Consider the following 20,052-nt stretch of genomic DNA (forward strand, 5'->3'; position numbering starts at 1 on the left):
ACCGTACTATCTGGACGTACCTCCCGAAACGTCGTGTCTACCCTGTGCCTGCTGGGGCAGTGAAAAGCTGAAGAGGTCGTTTCCAGCAGCGACGGCAAAATACTGGACACCATCGACTGCGTAGCTCATCGGCGAAGCATGAACATGTTGACCGAGATTAAAGTGCCAGAGCGATTTCCCTGTAGTTCCATCCACTACTTCGAACTCCTGGGCATCGTTGCCGAAGATCACCAGCCCCGTGGCAGTGCTCATCGCTCCTGCGAAGGAGTGGGTATCCCCGGTCTGTGCATAGCGCCATGCGAACTTATCCGTCACAGGGTCATATGCGTTGAGGTACTTTTTGTTGCGCTCTGTGGGTAAATGGGCGGCTCCGGTCGAGTAGTAAGCCTTTCCTTCGGCAAAGTCCTCGGTCTTGGCTCGAAAGACGCTGCAATCATCAAGCGACAGGAAGTAGAACATCCGGGTGTGTTCATTCCAGGTAGGCGAGTACCAGTTCGTAGCGCCGGCATAGCTGGGACACATGCGCGTTCCTTCCGCGCTGGGCACTAAGTCCGTCCGAATGGGCCGCCCCTTCGCATCGATTCCCTTCGCCCAATTGAGCGTCTGCGCAAACTGAGTCGCCTGAAGAAACTCTCCCGATTCGCGGTCGAGCACATAGATAAAACCATTCCGGTTGGCCTGGAGGAGCAACTTACGCGGCTTGCCTTTGAAGGCCATATCGATGAGCACAGGTGTTTCGGTAGCGTCGTAGTCGTTGAGATCGTGAGGCGTGAACTGAAAGTGCCATTTGAGCTTCCCCGTATCGGGGTCGAGCGCGAGCACACAGTTGGTGTAGAGATTGTCGCCTTCGCGCACCGTACCATCGAAGTCAGGCGAAGGATTGCCCGTAGTCCAATAGATCGTATTGAGAGCAGGATCATAGGCGCCAGGCATCCACGTTGTGCCACCGCCATGTTTGTAGATGTCTCCCTTGGGCCAGGTCTCGGAGCCGGGCTCGCCGGGAGCAGGAATCGTCCAGAAGCGCCAAGCCTCTTTGCCAGTTTTTGCATCGAAAGCCACGACAAAGCCGCGCACACCATCATCGCCGCCAGAGGTCCCAACGAGTACCTTGTCTTTGACAACAAGAGGGGCACTGGTCGCACCGTAGTTGCGATTGTCCTGAGCGTAAGCGACATCCCAAAGCAGGTTCCCGGATCGTGCATCAAGGCAGAGCAGATGCGCATTATCCGTCTGCATATAGAGCCGGGTACCAAGTATGGCCACGCCGCGGTTGATATGACCTGAAGCATCATCGATAAGCCCCTGAGTTACGGGGCGAGTATGGTGCCAGAGTACTTTGCCGGTCGCAGCATCCAGCGCGTAGGCATCGTTGGATCCGGTCATATACATAACGCCATCGACCACAAGAGGCGTTGCCTCGAGAATGCCTGCATTACGACTATGAAAGACCCACCGGGCCTGCAGCTGCGCGACATTCGACCGGTTGATCTGCGTGAGACTGGTGTAGCGTCGGCCCGTATAGTCGCCATTATAGGAAGGCCAGTTGTCGGCAAGCGCGGTATTGCGAAGCATCTCGTGCGTTACGAGATCGTCCGCCCCGGTCGATACCTGGTGAGGCGCCTTCACCTGTGCTGCCGCGCAAGTAGCGAGAGCAAGGCCCACAACCAGGCTACGGGCAGTATGGCCAACGATGCGGCGAGGGTAAGCTCTCACTTCTTCTCCTTCGGTTCAGCGTAGGGTAGGTAGCCGGCAACCTTCATCTTGAGCGTGTAGACCTTAGGCCCAGCGGTAATCCACATGGTGGAACGGTCTTCGCCGCCCCAGGTGAGATTGGCCGCGGTCGTGGGAAGCAGAATGCGCCCCAGCCGCTTTCCTTCCGGGCTCCATACCCAGATTCCTCCCGGTCCGGTAACGTAGAGATTGCCTTTACGGTCGAACTTCATCCCATCGGGAACGCCAGGCGCGTCTGTACTCTTCTCTTCAGCGAAGAGAACGCCATCAGAGACCGTGCCCTCTTTATGGAAGGTGTAGCGCCATATCTCTTTGCGTTCAGTATCGTCGACGAAGAGATATCGGCCGTCAGGCGAAAACGCGAGCCCGTTGGGCTGAGACAGGTCCCGCACCAACAGTGTGAGCGTTCCATCCGAGGCAAGACGATAGACACCTTTCCAGGGTGTCTCCTGTTTTTCTCCCTTAACCAGATCCAGCGTGGGATCGGTAAAGTAGAGCGCGCCATCGGGGCCGAGCGTAACGTCGTTCGGGCTGTTGAGACGCATCCCCTGGTAACGGTCGGCGATCACGGTGTAGCTCTTCTCATCCGGCGAAAGCCGGATCAAGGAACGCAACACACTGGCCGTCACGATAACCCGCCGTTGCTGGTCAAGCGTATTGCCGTCCGGGTCGCCGAGTTTCATGATGGTCTCGTGATGGCCATCGGGGTAAAGCCGACAAAGCTCGTTGGTGACTTCGTCGCTGACAATCAGAGTTCCGCCCGGTTCCCATATAGGACCTTCGGTGAATCCGAAGCCGGAGCCCACGGTCACCAACTGCGCGTCCTTTGCAACCAGCGACCAGAACTCTGGCGAATCCGCCTCCAGCGAGAAACTGCGTTGCCTCCGTTGCGCAGCAAGATTCGCGGCCGCCAGGCACGATAGGGCTACGGCAAGGGAAACGACACGCCAGCGGTGCATCTTCGAGCGAAGCATGGTCAATCTGCCTTTGATCGTCTGCGACGGGATGAGGGATCGATCGGGTCAGCGGAACGCACAAGAAACGTGACGATATCGTCGATCTGAGCCGACGAGAGACGGCTACCGTAATCGGCGGGCATCAGCGAGTGTCCAGTATGCGTGAGCTTTTTGAGGCTGGACTTTGTAAAACGACGATAGCGTCCATTCTGTAGCTGTACAACGATGTTGAAGTTGTCCTCGGAGCGCAGAACGCCGCGAAGCGATTCGCCACGCAAGGTGGTGAATTCGACGACCTCGGAACCGGGTGTCACAAAGGTTTCGGGACCAACGATTGCGGCTCGAATACGCTCAGGTGCAATGCCGCTCCCATAATCAGAGAGATCACTGGCAAGAAAACCGCCCTCGCCATGCATCATATGGCATGAGGAACAATCTGCTTTCCCAAAGAAAAGCGCGCGACCCGAGGCCTGGTCACCGGTAAGCTTTACGTCGGTTGTTGTCTTCCCCTGCAACTGACGAAGGAAGGCCACAACATCGCGAATCCCATCATCGCCAAGAAAACCAAAGGCCGGCATACCCGAACCGGTAATCCCATTACGGATAAAACCAGCGAGATCTTTGTCTGTCAGCGAGACGATATTGCGCGCCGTCGCAATATTCGGAGCGCGTTCGCCGCCACGGCCATCCGAACCGTGACATCCAGCACAGTTGGTTGAAAAGGTCTTGCTCCCCGCCGCCACATCGACCTGAGCACACAAATAAGGTGTGGGGAGCAGAGCAATAGCGAATACAGCTAGAGCGTGACGGAACCTGTTTTTCATTCGAGCCTGCCCTTTCAGGGCTATTGCTTGTTTACAACAAGATTTCTAAAGCAAACTATTGACTGCCGCCTTATAACACCCGAAGACAAACGGGAATGAATCAGCGACAGACCGTAGATCGCTACTCGCCAGTTACGCATCGATTCCTAAGCTGCCTGATCACGTTAAACCGCAATGAAAACTGTTGTCATCAGCCAGATGATCGTCTTCGGATTAGGCAATTTGACCTATCAGCCAGACGAGCGATCTATTCTCCGAGTTCAAGATGCAAGAAGGGAGGCTCTCTAGAGCCTCCCTTCTCTGTAGTATGTCCGGAAGTCAAATCTTATTGAAAAGTCATGCGATTGCGACGGGCATCGACATCACTCGCATTCAGGTCAGGAACGTGCTTGACGTCATCGGACGTCTTGAAAGCTCCATTCTTTTCCCTGTAAGCCACGATACTCTCAGCCTGCTTAGTCGTGAAACCCAACTGCGACTCCAGTTCACTGGCCGTCGCCTTGTTCATATTGATCTTCTTCGTGACCGGTGGAAAGTTCTTCACTAGATAGTCGAGGATCTCGGTAAACTCTTCATCCGAAGCTGAAGCGCCCATCCCTGCCATCTTGGTGAGAGTATCTTCCCATCCATCGCGGGTCTGTCCATTAGCGACCACGTTGGTCGGGGAATGACATTTGCTGCAAACACGAACAAGGGTATCCTTCCCCGGCCCATCCGGTAACACCGCATACTGGGAGTTGCTCTTCTGTTGCGCCGCAGCCGGAGGAGCAGCCTGCTGCAAAGTGGGAGCAGCCAATGCCGCCGAGGACGCAATGGCGATTCCCGCCCCAAGAAAAAGAACCCCACACCAAACCGCCCGTAAAGCTCCTGACCTCTTCTTCTTCATCATGGGTTACAACAATCCCTTCTTTGCGATCAGCCGCTGGGGGCATCGCCGATTCGAATTCATTTTAACGGCTATTTGGCGAAATCTCCTGACGTCCCCTGGATTTGTCGAACATCTCTTCTACGAACTTCAGCAATCCATCCGTCGAATCCTCTTGCTTCTACATGCAGAAATGGTTTTAATGAGACGTCTCATTTCGTGTCGAAATGCTACTGTTCTGACGAAAGAGCTGTCAAGATGACCATCGGGCTACCGGAAGCCTTTCGTCCTGAATCTTCTGTATATTTAGTTTGCCTTTTTAGAATCGCCGCTCAGAGCCTCGAATCAAACGACTTATCGGCGACAATTAAAAGCATTTGATGCAGGATTCCTGACTATGCCGCCAACACAAAAAGAGCTTGCGAAGCTGGCCGGGGTTTCCTCTGGTACGGTCTCGAATGTCATCAGTGGGTCGACACGAGTAAGCGAGAGATCCAGACAAAAAGTACTGGAAGCCATTCGGGTTTTGAATTATCAACCCAATCTGATCGCGCGAAGCCTGAAGACCAATCGCACACGAACATTGGGTATCGTCGTCCCGGACCTCACGATTCCTTTCTTTCCCAAAATCATTCGAGGCGCTGAATGCGCAGCTCGCGAGCGCGGCTACTTTCTGATCGTGCTCGATTCCGAAGGCAGCCCAGAGCGCGAGGTGGAGATGGTTGCCCTGCTCCGTGCACAACGGATTGAAGGCATGCTACTGGTCACGGCCAGCGGAGAGGATCTTACTTCGGAGAGATGGGATGCACTGAACTCTACCTTTCCGGTCGTCTGTCTCGACCGCGTCCCGGCTGACCTTGAAGTGGATTCCGTTTGCGTTGACGACTGTGGAGCCGCAGAGATGGCCATTACTCACCTGATGCGCGGTGGCCACAAAGAGATCGCAGTCATCACGGGTCCGCTCGCACTTCGCAATGAGCAGGAGCGTGTCCGGGGCTATCGACAGGCTTTGCAGAAAGGCGGGATCTCTCTTCAGAAATCCCTGATTTGGAGCGGTAGTTTTGAACAGGATGAGGTCGCGCGCCTTTGTCAGAATGGGATGTTTCGTCCTACGGGCAGGCCAACGGCCCTCTTCGCAACAAATGGAGTCACGGGCCTGGCAGCTCTGAGAAGTCTCTATAGCGTGGGCCTTAGCACGCCGAAGGACTTTGCCTTTATCACTTTCGACGAGATCACTGCGGAAGACTTCTTTCGGCCCGGCATTACATCAGTGGTACAACCAACCTTCGATATGGGATATCGTGCCATTGAAGTCCTCCTCGGTCGAATCGAAAAGGGAGAAGGCCGACGTCAGCGAGTTCGCCTGCCTGCCACTCTCACGGTAAGAGAATCTTCCACTAGTTCAGTGGATCTTTCTGCCAACGGCAAACGGCTCAACCCAAAGACAACGCGTATAGACCGTCGGCGTTGACAGTCGTTTCGACAAGTCGATAGTGTGAGACGTCTCAAACACCTGATTTCTGGATGCTTTGCCAATGACGAGAACCATTCTGCTACGTGCGGTTGCCCTTGCAAAAAGCTTCGCGGGGATTCACGCGCTGCGGCAGATCTCGTTTGACCTCCTCCAGGGCGAAGTCCACGCCTTGATTGGAGAGAACGGTGCAGGAAAATCCACCTTCACAAAAATTGCCACCGGCGCCCTTGCACCCGACGCTGGAGAACTCTGGATCGAAGATCAGCAGGTGCACACTTACTCCCCTGCCCAGGCGCGCGCTATGGGTATAGCGGCCATCTATCAGCAACCCCTGCTCTTTCCCCACCTGACGGTAGCCGAGAATATTGCTTTTGCATTCGAAGCTGAATCTGAATGGAAGGTGAACTGGAAGCAGCGTTACTCTCAAGCCCGCGAACTTCTCCTCCGTCTTGGCTCGGACCTCGATCCGAAGCGGCTTGCCAGCACCTTAAGCATGGCGGAACAACAGATTGTGGAGATCGCCAAGGCACTCGGTTCAAGCGCGAAAATCCTCTTCATGGATGAACCAACTGCCCTGCTGACCGATCACGAGGTAACCAACTTGTTTCGCCTGGTTCGCCAGCTTCGCGAAGAAGGAGTGGGTATCGTCTATATCTCTCATCGTCTGGAGGAGATTCAGACCATCGCCGACAGGATCACAGTTCTTCGTGATGGCTGCACCATCGATTGCAGGCAGGCAGCAGGTGTTGAGCGAAAAGAATTAATCGAGCTGATGGTGGGGCGTTCGCTCGCTTCCATCTTTCCAAAGCGCGATGTACCTGCTCGGGAAACTGCGCTCTCGGTTAGCAGACTGCACAATGAAGCGCTTGGCCTTCGCGATATCACCTTCGAGGTCAAGCAAGGCGAAATCCTGGGATTCTCTGGCCTCGTCGGTTCGGGGCGCACCGAACTAGCCAGAACACTCTTCGGATTGTCTCCTACCTCCTCGCAGGTACAGATCGAAGGAAAGTCCGTTCACATTACCTCTGCTGCAGAAGCCATCCGCTTCGGAATCGGATATCTACCGGAAGACCGCCGCCAGCAGGGACTCATCCTCGATATGGGGATAACAGAAAACGTCAGTATGGCGAGCCTGCATCGAGTTTCGCGATGGGGCCTCATCCAGAAAGAGCAGGAGACAGCTCAAGCGGAACGATATATCCATGAGCTCCGCATTAAGGCCCGCAGTCCAGAAACGATTACGAAGACGCTCTCAGGCGGCAACCAGCAGAAGGTGGCTCTTGCGCGCTGGCTGACAATTCATCCTCGCATCATGATTCTCGACGAACCGACACAGGGAGTGGATGTCGGCTCGAAGTCCGAGATTCACGAGTTGATCATGCAGATGGCCGAGCGCGGCGTCGCCATCATATTGATCTCTTCCGAACTTCCAGAGATTCTCGGTATGTGTGATCGCATCGCGGTTTTCCGCAACAGATCGATTGTGGGCATACTGAGCCGGGAAGATGCAACGCAGTCAAAGATCATGGCGCTCGCCTTTGGCCACGCAGAGAACGTTTCGGCATGAAGACCTACACAAAAGAGATCGGCGTTTTCCTAACCATCGTGGCGCTCATGCTTCTGCTGCTTTGGCGAGCGAGCGGCTTCTTCGCCTATGGAAACCTGATCGACCTGTTCCTGACCAATATGCCGGTCATGATCATCGCTGTCGGCATGACATTGATTATTTTGACGGCGCAGATCGACATCTCTATAGGTTCAATCTTCGCGGTTTGCAGTGTCGTCATGGGCCTCTGCGCCAGTAAAGGAATCCCCGTCTTCATCAGCGCGTTGATTGCCTGCGCCGCGGGTACACTCTGTGGCGCTCTCAACGGAGCTCTTGTTGCCTATCTCCGTATCCCTTCCATCGTGACGACGCTGGCGACCATGGTTGCACTGCGCGATGGGCTGCGCTGGTATACCCAAGGCGCATGGGTTCAGGGACTCAACTCCGGATTTCAATGGTTTGGTCTAACGACAAAGAGCTATACGGCAATTACGTTGCTCATCGTTCTTCTGATTGTTGCGGCAACTGCATTCGCCCTTTCGCACCTGCGATATGGAAGGGCCATCATCGCCACCGGTTCGCATGAAGCTGCTGCACACCAAGTGGGGATCAACACACAGCGAATTGTCTTCAGCGTTTTTGCATTCACAGGAGCTTTGACCGGACTAGCGGCCATCCTGAATACAGTTCGTTTCAACCAGGTTCCAAGCAACGCGGGGCTGGGACTGGAATTAAAGGTGATCGCCGCGGTCGCTGTAGGAGGAGCCTCGATCACGGGAGGATATGCCACGATTACAGGAACCGTTCTCGGCGTTGTTTTACTCGGCTGCATCGGCTCTGCGCTTACGTTTCTGGGAATCAACGCATACTGGGAAAAAGCCATCCAGGGAGCCATCATTCTGATCGCCGTCGCCACCGATACCATTCAGCTCCATCGCAGGAAAAATGTTTCCATCGTTACGGCCTAAATTAAATCTCACGGGCATCCAGTGGATTCTCGCGGCGGCTCTGCTGGTCGAGGGCGCGATCTTTGCCTTCGCATCGCCGGCATTTTTTACATGGACCAACCTGCTGGAAATTCTGCGCTTCAGCGTAGAACTAGGACTGCTTGCCGTCGCGCTCACACCGATCCTGATCACCGGAGGGATCGATCTCTCGGTCGGATCGACGCTTGGGCTTGTCGCTGTCATCTTTGGAATGGCATGGCATAACTTCCATCTCTCGATTCCCGCCGCAATGAGTCTCGCTTTATTGGTGGCATGTGTCTGCGGTTTTCTAAATGCAGTGCTCATTGCACGTCTGCGTCTTCCCTCACTGATCATCACTCTCGGCACCTACTCTCTTTATCGAGGAGTCGCGGAAGGAATCACCCACGCAGCGCAAAGCTACACAGGATACCCATCGACCTTCCTCCTGTTGGGTCAGGGTTATCTCTGGGGAATCCCCATCCAGGTCTTTCTTTTTGCGTTCTTCATCCTTCTGTATGCGGTCCTGCTTCATCGCTCCATCGTCGGGCGCTCTCTCTATGCCATCGGGCTGAACATGGAAGGAGCGCAATATGCCGGAATCCCCGTTCGCCGATATTTGATGCTTATCTACTTCCTCTCGGGTTTAGTCGCAGGCATCGCAGCCATCATCAATGTTGCCCATCTCGGGCTGGCGAAATCGGACCTCGGTACCGGCTTTGAGCTTCAGGCCATCACAGCCATCGTGATTGGTGGAACCTCTGTCTTTGGCGGGCGCGGAGACATTCTTGGAACTGTCCTGGGGCTTCTATTTCTCTGTGTCCTTCAGAATGGTTTGCACCTGATGGCCCTGCCTTCCGAGGTCACAGGAGTTCTGACCGGCGTTCTCCTGCTGCTCGTGGTCTCCGCCGATCTGCTGCGCGAGAAGATGGGACTGCGTGGAAGCGATGATCGCTCTGCGAAGAAGAACTGGATTCCTTTTGCGAGCGCCGGTGGTGTTCTCGCTGTTTTCCTGTTTGCCAGCGTTCTCTTTGTCATCCGAAAGACGCACGGGAATGCAGAGAGCTCTCATCGTCGCCCGGTGATCGCAGTCATGCCCAAGGCCAAAGGCGATCCCTACTTCATCAGCGCGCGTGCGGGGGCGGAGCAGGCAGCTAAAGAGCTTGGCGTCGATCTGATCTGGGACGGCCCCACAAGCCTCGACGCCTCCATGCAGAACGAGCTCGTCGAAAGCTGGATCACCCGTGGAGTGGATGCCATCGTCGTAGCGGTCGAGAACAAGGGAAGTATCTCGACGGTTCTGCGAAAAGCCCGTCAGCATCACATCGCGGTGTTAACCTGGGACGCCGATGCCGAGGAAAACGCGCGCGACTACTTCCTCAACCAAGCTACTCCCGAAGCAATCGCCAATACTTTGACCGATGAAGCGGCGCGACTGCTTCCCAATGGCGGACAGTTCGCCATCATTACAGGTGCCCTCAGCGCAGAGAACCAAAACCAATGGATCGCCTTCATCAAGGACAGAGTCGCCACAAAGCATCCTCAATTAAAGCTGGCAACGGTTCTGCCCAGCGATGACGATCGCGACAAGGCGTTTTCTCAGACGCAGAACATCATGAAGGTCTATCCCGAAGTCAAACTCGTTATGGCCATCTCAGCGCCTGCTGTTCCCGGAGCGGCCGAAGCGGTGCAACAGTCCAGACGCCCCGTAGATGTCATCGGATTATCGCTGCCAACGATTTGTAAGCCATATATCCATGACGGCGTGGTCCAGACCATCGTTCTGTGGAACACGCGCGACCTTGGCTACCTTACCGTCTATGCCGGATGGCTTGATTCCCAAAAGAAGATTCCACCATCAGCGACTTCGATCACTGCTGGCCGACTCGGATCTCTTGAGGTGTGGGGCAGCGAGATTGTCCTGGGAGCTCCAATGATCATCGACAAGTCGAACATCGATCATCTCGACTTCTAGGTTGACTCATTGCCCCTCCCACCTCTTTTCCTGTAAAGCATTTGTTTGCAGAGACATGCGAGATTTGAATAAGGCAAAATATAGGAAATAAATGGTTTAAGGGTAAAAATATAGAAAAATAAGGGCTTATGGCTGACCTATGAGGTCAGGAGCCGCGATTTCTTTTCCCCTATTTATTAAGTCTAACGAAACAGGGAAGCTTATTTTGCACTTTGGGCTGCCCTAATTTCTGATTGTCTTTCAATGGTTTAGAGGGGTTTCCTCCGATGCAGGGGCTTGACAGATTTTTGGCCTTCGCTCGGAGGAGTCAATATCTCTGTAATGGCAGTCATTCAAGATGTTGGAGTTATCGTTGCTCCGATTTGATTTGCCAACACGAGCGAATCCGAACAAGCCCACCGTTCAAAGCAGCGACCATTTCTGAAGTGCAACACACTGATGCCGAGCAGTTCGATCTGCTGCCCATTCGCTGCAATACCTATAAATGTCTTATGCTGAGTGCCCGTAATCACATAGCGTGCAACTAGTGTTTCCCCCTCTTCGATCAGTTCCTGCAGTGTCACTTTTGCATCGGGGAAGACGTCCCAGAAGCTATTGTAGAAACGCTTTACGCTTTCCAACCCTGGCTCCACCCCCTGGTAGCCGTGCAGAACAATATCGTCAGAATAGAGATGAAAATACTCCTGCCGCTTTGTGGCGTCAGCAAAGCACTTGAGAGCATGTCCTAGAGCTTGACGATTCGACATGGCGCCCATTTTAGCGGTTTCGGCCAGTGGTGAATGTAGAGGTTGTAGCTGGAGGGTTCGCGCTATGGCGCGAATGTTCCCACCTTAGCGGCTTCTCCAGCGAGCAAGCTCACCGGGGACCCGGTTTTCGCTGCGGAGATGAGGCACCCGATCCAAGATGGGTATATGCAGGTGCGGGTGGCTCTATTGAACAGCAGCAATTGCTTCTTGCACCTGCTTTGCGTCTGCAAGAACGCTGATCTTCAACCTGAACTCGCGACGTTCGCCGGGTTTGAGAGTTTCCAGCATGCCTTGTTCCCGCTCGTAAGCGCGGCCTCGCGTTCTGCAGTTTCCCGGCTCAAGCCCAAGAACAAAGTGATTCGCCGAGGTCATCTTCCACTGATTGAACCAGGGCAAAGCGCTGGAGTCATAACTCAGAGCCATGCCATAGTCCTGCGTATCCTGATTGCTCACCAGAACCACTGTCACTTCGCCCTTGCCCTTCATCCGATGGTAGTAAACTCTCTCCTCTAGTCCCGGATGAGGCTTATCAAAGGTATTCCATCGTTCAAGATCACTGGCAGCCCAATCATTAACGGGATCGATGTTTTCTGACGGCGTATAAATCCTGGACCGCGGAGTCAGCAAAGGAAATCCAAAATTGCAGTGGTAAAGAATCATCAGGGGAACTTCGCGAGTCCACTGATTCTCTACGACATCGTGAATCTCCAGAGATGAGCTCTTCAACGAGCTTGTGATCGTACGTTCCAATACAAGATTGGGACCATGTACGGCGCTCTCTCTCAGTCGCCCGGTAATCTGAAAAAGGCAGTCATCCTTTTCCCATCTTTCAGACCAGGAGACGTTCTCCGCCGGCGTATTTGAGATGGAACCATGCAGCCCGAAACTCTCGCCTGCATCCTGCGAAGGGGCGCCAACCGTAGAGAGCCCGCACGTCGTCAGCAAGCCACCAAAGAAGCCTTTCAACCATTCCGTTCCGCGGCTGGAAGAGTAGGCAGGATGGACCATTCCGGTAGGAGAGTGCCAGCATAGGGATTGCCCCTGAAAACTGGCTTCGAAGATGTCCATTCCGCGATCTGGCACGACCCAGAACTCAAACCCGCTCGCCGTTCGAACTCGCAGCGTGCTGGTCCCTTTCGCTTTGCCATCGGCATGAACAAAAGGAGAGATCCCTCCCACCTGAGAAAGCCTTCCAATCTGGCTTAGCAGTTCCTCGCGGGAGCGCCATGACGACATCTTTTTCTTCTCCTGGTTGCTACGGAAGCTTCTTCAACCATACATTGCGATGCGAGATTTTTACATCTCCCGGCCCTTCGATCTCAAAGGCGAGAACTCCCTTCGCCCGGAAGAACTTCGGATCGTTGTCCACAAGAATCGCCATCACATGCCCATTCACAATATGGGTCAGGGTATGACCATCCGCAATAATCTCAAACTGGTTCCACTCTCCCGGCTTGATGAAGGACTTAAGCTCGTCGGAGCTTCCCAGCGTGGCAAGCAGACGAGGGTTCTTGCCGGACTGTGTCTCCACGACCTGTCCGCGCCATGCAATGATGCCGCGCGGGCTGTCCTGCTCGTAGAGCTGCCCCGTATAGCGATTGTTGTAATCGAAGTCGCCCTGATATCCGGTCAGGTTCCACTTTGCATGCTTCTGTGCCAGCTCCTGCCCCTGCTTGAATCGCTGCTTCTGTTCCTCGGTCATCTGAGCCAGACGCTCCGGTGGAATCTCGCGATGTATCGGCGGCGCGATCGCGCTGCGATACTGGATTCCTCCGTTAGCGCCCGTCCCCTCGAGCTTGATCTCGAGCTTAAGCATGAAGTTTCCGGGTTCTCCTCCGCGCCAGATGATATTCGTTGTCCCCGAGGGATGTTCGTTGCTCGATACACCGACGATCGATCCATCTTCCACATGCCATACGTCGGAGGGCCCATCCCATCCGTTCAGTGTCTTGCCATCAAAGATCTGTGTCCAACCGGTGTTGTCGTTAAAGTCGATCGGATCGGGCTGGATAAAGCGCCCTGGTGCGGGAGCCTTTGCAGGCTGTTGAGCTGCCAGAGGAGCCGCGCATAGCGCACTTAGAGTCATGACGGCCGGCACAAACAACTGCATCCTCGAAAACCTCAACATCGTTCTCTCCTTCTCTCTCAGGCAAATGGAATGGCTTCCCACTGCTTACTCTTCGCAGATTTCAAAACAGCATCGGTCACATAATCCACCGCTAAACCGTCCTGGAAGGTCGGTGCTACCTCGCGGTTTTCCCCTACGGCTTGCAGAAAATCCGCAACCTGATGAATGAACGTGTGCTCATATCCGATCTGAAGTCCTGGGACCCACCAATGCTTCATGTAGGGATGATCGCCATCGGTAATATGAATGCTCTTCCATCCGCGCAGCCTGCTCTCATCGCGATGATCGAAGTATTCCAACCGATGCAGATCGTGCAGGTCCCACCGCGCCGAAGCCTTTTCTCCATTAATCTCCAGAGTAAAGAGCGCCTTATGTCCACGTGCGTAGCGGGTCGCCTCAAACAATGCCATCGAACCATTCTTGAACTGCCCGATGAACGAACTTGCATCATCAATCCCGACGGGCTCCATTTTGTTCGTCAGGCTGTGCTTGCGTTCCTTGATGAAGGTCTCCGTCATCGCCGCAACTTCGGTCAAGGGACCATTCAGCCACAATGCCATGTCGATGTTGTGCGCCAGAAGATCGCCCGTCACCCCACTGCCTGCGACCGCCGAATCCAATCGCCAGAGGCCTTCACCACCCTGGGGAAGGTCCTGCGAGATCGTCCAGTCTTGCAGGAACTGCGACCGATAATGGAAGATGCGGCCAAACCGGCCTTCATTCAAAAGGTCCTTCAATAACACCAGCGCCGGGACACGACGATAGTTGTACCAAACCATGTTCGGGACCTTAGATGCATTAACAGCATCGACCATTCCCTTACCCTCTTTCGCATTCCGTCCAAGAGGCTTCTCGCAGAGCACTATCTTGCCGGCCTTCGCAGCAGCGATTGCAATCTCCGCATGAGTGTCATTCGGGCTGGCGATATCGATCAGATCAATATCGCTTCGGTGAATCAATGCTCTCCAGTCCGTCTCAATCGATTGGTAGCCCCAGTTCTCTGCAAAGCCCTTGGCCCGCTCAGCATTGCGCGCGCACACGGCCTTCAAAACTGGCTGATACGGTAGATCGAAAAAACGTGGTGCCTGCAGAAAGGCATTGGAATGTGTCCGGCCCATAAAGCCATATCCGACCAGGCCAACATTGAGAGTCTTCTTTGCCATCTTCTAATCCCATCCGTGTGCGTTACGAACCGCGATCAATGTTCCCAAGACATCCTGCCACGTCTCGGGAGACAGCATCGTCTTATTGGGGAACATGCATCCATCCCAGCAAATATGCTGAAAGGCCTTCGTCGGCGTTCCATCTGCCCCACGCATCCAAAGCCCGGCAACCTTCACGATGTCCATCTTGCCGTTCGGATCTTTCGCCGGACAGTGCCGTCCTGTCTTGTCATGCGAACCGCTTCCATGCACTGTACCGTCGTTCTGGGCCACATGGAAGTCGATCGTCCAAGGGCGAAGAGCGTCTGTCAGCTTCGTGAGCGCTGCCACCAGCACATCTTGCTGCGACCATCGAAAATCTTCGGGTAACAGCCGATCCTCAGGAGCGTTGTAGCCGAGCGTATAGAGCAGAGAGTGCGCCATGTCCGCCTGGAAGCCGACCGTCTGCGGGCGACCTACCTGCTCCAACAGATCGACCATATGCTTCCATCCATGCATACCGCCCCAGCAGATCTCCCCTTCTGCGGCGAGACGCTCTCCATAGCTTTCAGCGATGGCGGCCGCTTCGCGAAACGTAGTTGCGATCTTCTTCGTGTTCCCCGTTGGATCCTTCGCCCACTCCGCCGGGCTCGTTGCAGAATCGATCCGCACCACGCCATATTTGCGGATACCCAGATCGCGCAGCGTCTTCCCCATCGCGCAGGCTTTTTTCACCTGAGTGAGAAATCTCCCGCGCTCTTCCTCTGAGCCCATTGCAGAGCCGCCACCCGTCGGCGGCCAGACCGGAGCAACCAGAGAACCAACCACCAGGTTTCGCTTCGCGATCCTCTCCGACAATCGCGCCAGATCATCCTTCGTCGAATCGATGTCGATGTGCGGAAGAGCGGCAAAGAGATCGACCCCGTCGAACTTCACGCCATCAACCTCGGCCGCCGCTGTCAGATCCAGCATCGTCTCCAGGTCGATCGACGGCTCAGAGTCTGGCCCCTTGCCCACCAATCCAGGCCACATCGCATTATGGATCGCCGGTTTCGCGTGTTGCTTGGTCGCGTTCACAGGATTCCTCACTTCTTGATCAGCGGAGTTGCATCCGGATTGCCTGGACCAAAGTGCTTCAGCATGACCAGTGGATCCGTCGAACTCAGGTTCTCCACCACCAATCCCTGCTGTGCTGTCGCAGCGGTCACAAACACCTCGTCCTCCGTCATCTGCCCAAACCGGATCATCGATGGTGTCGAGATATTCTGTTTGCCAAGTCGACCGTGTCCCTGCGTCACAATTACACCGTAAGCCTCAGCGTCCTTGATCGTCACCTTTCGTCCGGGCTGAACAGTCAGCTCCTTGGCGCTATAGAACGGAGTGCCATAGGTCACCCACACCTCGCGGTATCCCTGCTCCTTCATCTCGTCTTCAGATCGTACTGCGCGCAGTAAGGTCTTATTAGACTTGCCAAACTCAGGGTTAACGTTCGCATCCCAGTCGAGCATGCTGATCAGGTAATCGAGGTCCTTGCTGAACTCAGGCTTCACATCTTTCGTTAGCAATTCCCAATCGACGATGCGACCTTCGACCTCCGATTGGAACATCGCAAATACGTCGCTGTTTACCTGAGGCTCATACGTCACCAGCGATCCCGGAGCATGCAGAATACCGGGATTGACCTGCCACCCTTCGCCCGGTATCAGGCGATACGCACGCGAGTGCGCAAGAATCCCATTGTCCCCCTGGTTCCATTTCTCCAGGCAACGACGAATATCCTCCTTCGTCGTTCCCGGCTCAAGCCCCATATAGGTGTGAGGAAAGTTGTTTTCGATCTGGTTGTACTGCGGTGGGAAGTAATACGCCTCAGGCTTCCCTTTCTGCCCAACCTCTTTTGCGAACTCCTCAGTCTGGTGCATGTGATGAGGAATCGGCCCCATGTTGTCGAAGAATTTGCACAACAGGTTCCAACCGCTCTCGCGCTTCATCACATCAGCGCCTAACAAAAGATCACCGGCGGCCTCTACTGCATCCTTCAGTTGAAACTTATCGCCCTTCTCCGGATTGACATAGCTCAAGCCTTCATCCGGAAGAGCCGCGGGCCCATTCGAAGCCTTCGTCGTCGACGAGAACCAGCGCTCATTGATTCCGCCACGATGTCCACCAAAGGCATAAAGATCGTCTGGATGCAGCTTGAGCCTTCTGCCCGGGATCATAAACGAGCGCGGGACCCAGCACGGAGCCAGCCGCAAAACGCCACCTGTTGCATTGACGACTTCTTCTACTCGCGATCGATTCAGCATTCCTGTTTTTCCTTTATTTGTTAGCTATATCCGACGATCGCGACGCAATTACCTTATATATGCGAAGACAACCGGCTTGTAATCCCTCGGGACTAATGCTCGATTCCAATTCCAAACGAATACAACATCTGATCGTGCGTGACAAAGAACACATGCCCATCCCCTACGGCTACTCCCGCGCCATGAGCATAAGTCTTGATTGCATCTCCGCTGGAGTGCAGTTCCTTGCCTGTCTCAGCATCGAGAACATACAACACTGCATGATTCGATGAATCTCCCTGCGAGAGAGCGATCACCAGTCCGTTGGCGACAACCGGAGGAGCTGGATGGATCAGGTCGCGCGAAACCCAGGCTGGAAGCAGCGTGAACTTGCCGCCATCTTCCTGCACCTTGAATGCCACCACACTTCCATGCGGTGCGGCTCCATTGCTATCGGCAAACTTCGCCGCATCACTTACGGTCCCCGGGACAGATGCCAGCACCCAAGCATTGCCTTCTTTATCCTGCCAGCTTGCCAGGGCTGCAATCGCATCTTCTTTCGCCCTGGATACAACCGGCGTCGACGCGAGCGGCGTATGGTGGTCCGCTCCTCCCAACGACTGCGCATCCAGCAAGACGTAGCTTCCGTCTTTGCCTGGAGCCACCAACAACTGCTTTTCCTTATAGGTAAACGCGACTGGAGTTACATTCTGCAGATCGCCGGCGGCCGTATACCAATCTTTCACTTTCGCATCTGCCCCAAGCGCGACAACGCTGTTGGCGTGGACTCCCGCAGCCTCGTCTGATTTACCAGCGCCTGTGACCACAAAAGCGGTATCGTCCTCGATGGTCGGTCCCATGGCAACCAGTGGAGTGATCGAACCGGTCTTATAGCTGGCGACCGGATAATCCGTTCCATTCATCGTCATTGCCCAGACGGCATTCTCCACACCTGGGCATCCCGCCTTGGTTGCCGTGAAGATCGTCTTGCCGGAAAGCCCCAGCCCCTGCGAGATCCCAACCGCTCCGGACATAAACTTTACCGGAGGAGCAAAGTCTGCTCCGGTGATAATCACCTGTTCATGCAGCTGACCATCGGCTGTAAGGGCGTAAATCCCGCGCAACCCGAAATAGCCTCCGCCAGCCGAGCCACCCAGTTTGCGTTCGGAAGCTGGAACGGGTCCTGCCTGAGGAGGAGGCGCCGCAGGCGCAGCTCCCGGCTTGGCAGCAGGCCGCCTCGCACGGAAGTTGATCACCGGTGGAGCCTCAGCGACAGCCGCCAGGCTCGTTGCACCACACGCTGGAGCAATATCATAGTGCTTCGTCCAAAGCATCGTGCCGAGCTCGGAATCGACAGCGTACAGGTCCTGCGCTCCCGGCCAGATCACAAAATCCTTAAAGCCTTTGGCATTGATCAATCTCGCGGCGAGAAGCGGCTCGTTGTAGGACTGGCTGTCCTTCGCCGGTGGCGTACCGAGCTGAATCTTCCAGAGAAACTTGAAATCCTTCGCAAGATTCTCCTTCGTCATCGCGGTCTCGACCTTCTGCCAACCGCTATGCGCCGCGTCGTTTCGCGGAGAACTCCAGTTACCGGGCGCCTGTGCTGCTGCCCACGGAAGACAGCAAACCGCCGTCGCGAACGAAAAACCCATGGAAAGACCGAACCATTTCTTCATCTGCAGACTTCCTCGTAATTGCTCGATGCAGCGTTATTTAATGCCGAAGCAGTAGACCGTTCCATCAAACGTTCCGAACAGGATGCGCCCGCCTGCAACCGACAGCCCCGCCTGGTGCAGGAAAGACACGATCTGGTCTCCGCTTGAATAGAGCTCCTTGCCCGTTTGTCCATCCAGTACATAAAGCTTCGCCGGAATCGAGCGTTTGATTCTGTCCTCCGCCGAATAAAGTCCACCCTCTACCTCATTGGCCTGGCCCGTATATTCCCCACCGGCCAAAGCAAACACCAACCCATTCGCAACCACAGGCGGCTCCGCCGTCATCATGTCCTGCGACTGCCACGCATTCGTCAGCACCGTCTTCCCGTTCTTCTCTTCCACCTTGAAGGCCAGGATGCCGCCGTTCGGTGTGTCTCCGTAATTGATCGGGAACTTGATCGTCGTCGGGCCTCCATTCGGAGCCAGTACCCACTGTGTTCCCTTCTTGTCCTTCCAGGCCGCAAAGCTACCCCACGTACCTTCTGTCTGGAAGTTCACATTCGCATTCGCAATCAGCTCCGATCGAAACAGCGGCGTCTGATGGTCTGCTCCTCCGAGCGACTTGCTATCCAGAAGGAAGAACCTTCCTTCTTTGCCTCCTCCCACAAGCACATCGCGTCCTTTGTAAGGAAACACCACTGGCGTGGTGTTCATGTCCAGGTCGCGCTGGGTAAGCCACTTATAGTTCGAGGGCGTGTAGTAATCCTTGAGCGTCAGCGTGTCATTGGCAAAGGTATATGCCTGAAAGCTCGTCGAGAGCTGCCCCGTCTTCGCGTCATAAGGATGATCCGCAGACTCAAAGTAGATCGTCCCGTCCGATCCGACTGACGGACCCGCTGTTCCCCACAATCCTCCCTGCGGAGGTGAGGAGACCGTCACCTTCTTCGTCACGGTGTTATATGCATACAGCGCATTCGCTACGCCGCCGCATCCCTGGCCTGTAATCGTATAGACAACTCCATTCACCAGATTCAGACCATAGGGCTTGCCATAGATGTTCTTCAAGATCTGGACCGGGGCCTCTTTTTCGTCTCCCGTTCCAGGATCGATCATGTGCAGATAGCCATCTACGGTCAGCACATAAAGCACCCGCTCTGCAGCTCCCGCTGGAGTGATCACAGGATTTGCGCTCAGCGCATTCGTGCAGATAAAGCCGCGTCCCTCACCGGGCTCCTGCGGTTGGCTCGACGCCCACTTCAGCTTCTTCTGCCAGATCAGCGCACCCGTATCCGCATCGACCACATAAACGTCGTCCGCGCTACCCGCAAAGACCGCGATCGTCTTGACGCCCGTGTCCGTCTTAATCCCCGAGGCGACCATCGGCTCGCGGAAAGACTGCATTCCCATCGTCTTGTTATCGGTCTTCAGTTTCCAGAGCAGTTGAATCTTACCTGCATTCTGGGCCGTAATCTTCGTCTCATGCCGCTGCCACGCATCGCGTTGCGGGTTGTAGCTGCTCGTCGTCCACTCCGGAGAATGGGCTGCGGCTTTCCCCTGGGCAAAACAGGTGCCAGAGGCCCCGACCCCCAAAGCGCCTGCAAGCGACAAAGCAACGGTACGCGTCAGCATTGACGCTCCAGATAGGCTGCGTACTTTCATGAATGCCATCCTCGTGGAATCGATCACCATCATCTTGCGTGAGCCATTGCGACAAGACCCGGAAAGCTCCCCGGGGTCATCCCGCTCGAAAATATGAGACGTCT

16 protein-coding genes are annotated in these 20,052 nt (G+C 55.0%); 4 read left to right on the top strand and 12 right to left on the bottom strand.

The genetic code is table 11. The features are described from left to right. Positions 1 to 6: 6 nt before the first annotated feature. The 4 genes from H7846_RS17140 to H7846_RS17155 form a co-directional block, all read right to left on the bottom strand. Positions 7 to 1,713 carry a pyrroloquinoline quinone-dependent dehydrogenase gene (locus H7846_RS17140; RefSeq protein WP_255460715.1) on the bottom strand — a complete coding sequence of 569 codons (1,707 nt, stop codon included), beginning with the start codon at positions 1,711 to 1,713 and terminating at the stop codon, positions 7 to 9. Continuing rightward, complete coding sequence (locus H7846_RS17145; RefSeq protein WP_186693923.1) at positions 1,710 to 2,705, bottom strand: SMP-30/gluconolactonase/LRE family protein; 996 nt, start codon at positions 2,703 to 2,705, stop codon at positions 1,710 to 1,712. The genes H7846_RS17140 and H7846_RS17145 overlap by 4 nt, the downstream gene beginning before the upstream one ends. Before the next feature lie 2 nt (positions 2,706 to 2,707). Then, positions 2,708 to 3,511: a c-type cytochrome gene (locus tag H7846_RS17150; protein WP_186693925.1), complete on the bottom strand. Its 804-nt coding sequence runs from the start codon at positions 3,509 to 3,511 to the stop codon at positions 2,708 to 2,710. A gap of 325 nt (positions 3,512 to 3,836) precedes the next feature. Next, positions 3,837 to 4,400, bottom strand: a complete 564-nt coding sequence (locus H7846_RS17155) for a ComEA family DNA-binding protein (protein ID WP_186693927.1) — start codon at positions 4,398 to 4,400, stop codon at positions 3,837 to 3,839. 373 nt (positions 4,401 to 4,773) lie between these two features. On the opposite strand from H7846_RS17155, the gene H7846_RS17160 reads away from it, so the two are divergent. The 4 genes from H7846_RS17160 (at position 4,774) to H7846_RS17175 (ending at position 10,336) form a co-directional block, all read left to right on the top strand. After that, a complete protein-coding gene (locus H7846_RS17160) occupies positions 4,774 to 5,847 on the top strand; it encodes a LacI family DNA-binding transcriptional regulator (protein ID WP_186693929.1) in 1,074 nt (357 codons plus the stop codon). 64 nt (positions 5,848 to 5,911) lie between these two features. Further along, complete coding sequence (locus H7846_RS17165) at positions 5,912 to 7,417, top strand: sugar ABC transporter ATP-binding protein (protein ID WP_186693931.1); 1,506 nt, start codon at positions 5,912 to 5,914, stop codon at positions 7,415 to 7,417. Continuing rightward, positions 7,414 to 8,364, top strand: a complete 951-nt coding sequence (locus tag H7846_RS17170) for an ABC transporter permease (RefSeq protein ID WP_186693933.1) — start codon at positions 7,414 to 7,416, stop codon at positions 8,362 to 8,364. The genes H7846_RS17165 and H7846_RS17170 overlap by 4 nt, the downstream gene beginning before the upstream one ends. After that, complete coding sequence (locus tag H7846_RS17175; protein ID WP_186693935.1) at positions 8,342 to 10,336, top strand: substrate-binding domain-containing protein; 1,995 nt, start codon at positions 8,342 to 8,344, stop codon at positions 10,334 to 10,336. Before H7846_RS17170 ends, H7846_RS17175 begins: the two co-directional genes overlap by 23 nt. 332 nt (positions 10,337 to 10,668) lie before the next feature. On the opposite strand, the gene H7846_RS17180 is transcribed toward H7846_RS17175, so the two are convergent. From H7846_RS17180 to H7846_RS17215, 8 genes are all read right to left on the bottom strand, one after another. Further along, positions 10,669 to 11,082 (bottom strand): ester cyclase, encoded by a 414-nt coding sequence (locus H7846_RS17180; protein ID WP_186693937.1) that lies wholly within the window; start codon positions 11,080 to 11,082, stop codon positions 10,669 to 10,671. A gap of 183 nt (positions 11,083 to 11,265) precedes the next feature. Next, entirely contained in the window at positions 11,266 to 12,318 is a 1,053-nt protein-coding gene (locus H7846_RS17185; RefSeq protein ID WP_186693939.1) for an aldose 1-epimerase family protein, read from the bottom strand. A gap of 19 nt (positions 12,319 to 12,337) precedes the next feature. Beyond that, complete coding sequence (locus H7846_RS17190) at positions 12,338 to 13,210, bottom strand: 3-keto-disaccharide hydrolase (protein ID WP_186693941.1); 873 nt, start codon at positions 13,208 to 13,210, stop codon at positions 12,338 to 12,340. A 17-nt stretch (positions 13,211 to 13,227) separates the two neighbouring features. Continuing rightward, positions 13,228 to 14,373, bottom strand: coding sequence for a Gfo/Idh/MocA family protein (locus H7846_RS17195; protein WP_186693943.1), 1,146 nt, complete (start codon positions 14,371 to 14,373; stop codon positions 13,228 to 13,230). 3 nt (positions 14,374 to 14,376) lie between these two features. Further along, a complete protein-coding gene (locus H7846_RS17200) occupies positions 14,377 to 15,429 on the bottom strand; it encodes a sugar phosphate isomerase/epimerase family protein (RefSeq protein ID WP_255460716.1) in 1,053 nt (350 codons plus the stop codon). A gap of 8 nt (positions 15,430 to 15,437) precedes the next feature. Beyond that, complete coding sequence (locus tag H7846_RS17205; RefSeq protein ID WP_186693945.1) at positions 15,438 to 16,655, bottom strand: cupin domain-containing protein; 1,218 nt, start codon at positions 16,653 to 16,655, stop codon at positions 15,438 to 15,440. Positions 16,656 to 16,747: 92 nt separating this feature from the next. After that, complete coding sequence (locus H7846_RS17210; protein ID WP_186693946.1) at positions 16,748 to 18,310, bottom strand: hypothetical protein; 1,563 nt, start codon at positions 18,308 to 18,310, stop codon at positions 16,748 to 16,750. Positions 18,311 to 18,343: 33 nt separating this feature from the next. Continuing rightward, positions 18,344 to 19,948 carry a PQQ-binding-like beta-propeller repeat protein gene (locus H7846_RS17215; RefSeq protein ID WP_186693948.1) on the bottom strand — a complete coding sequence of 535 codons (1,605 nt, stop codon included), beginning with the start codon at positions 19,946 to 19,948 and terminating at the stop codon, positions 18,344 to 18,346. Positions 19,949 to 20,052: the final 104 nt, after the last annotated feature.

The organism is Edaphobacter sp. 4G125 (assembly GCF_014274685.1).
Taxonomy (GTDB): domain Bacteria; phylum Acidobacteriota; class Terriglobia; order Terriglobales; family Acidobacteriaceae; genus Edaphobacter.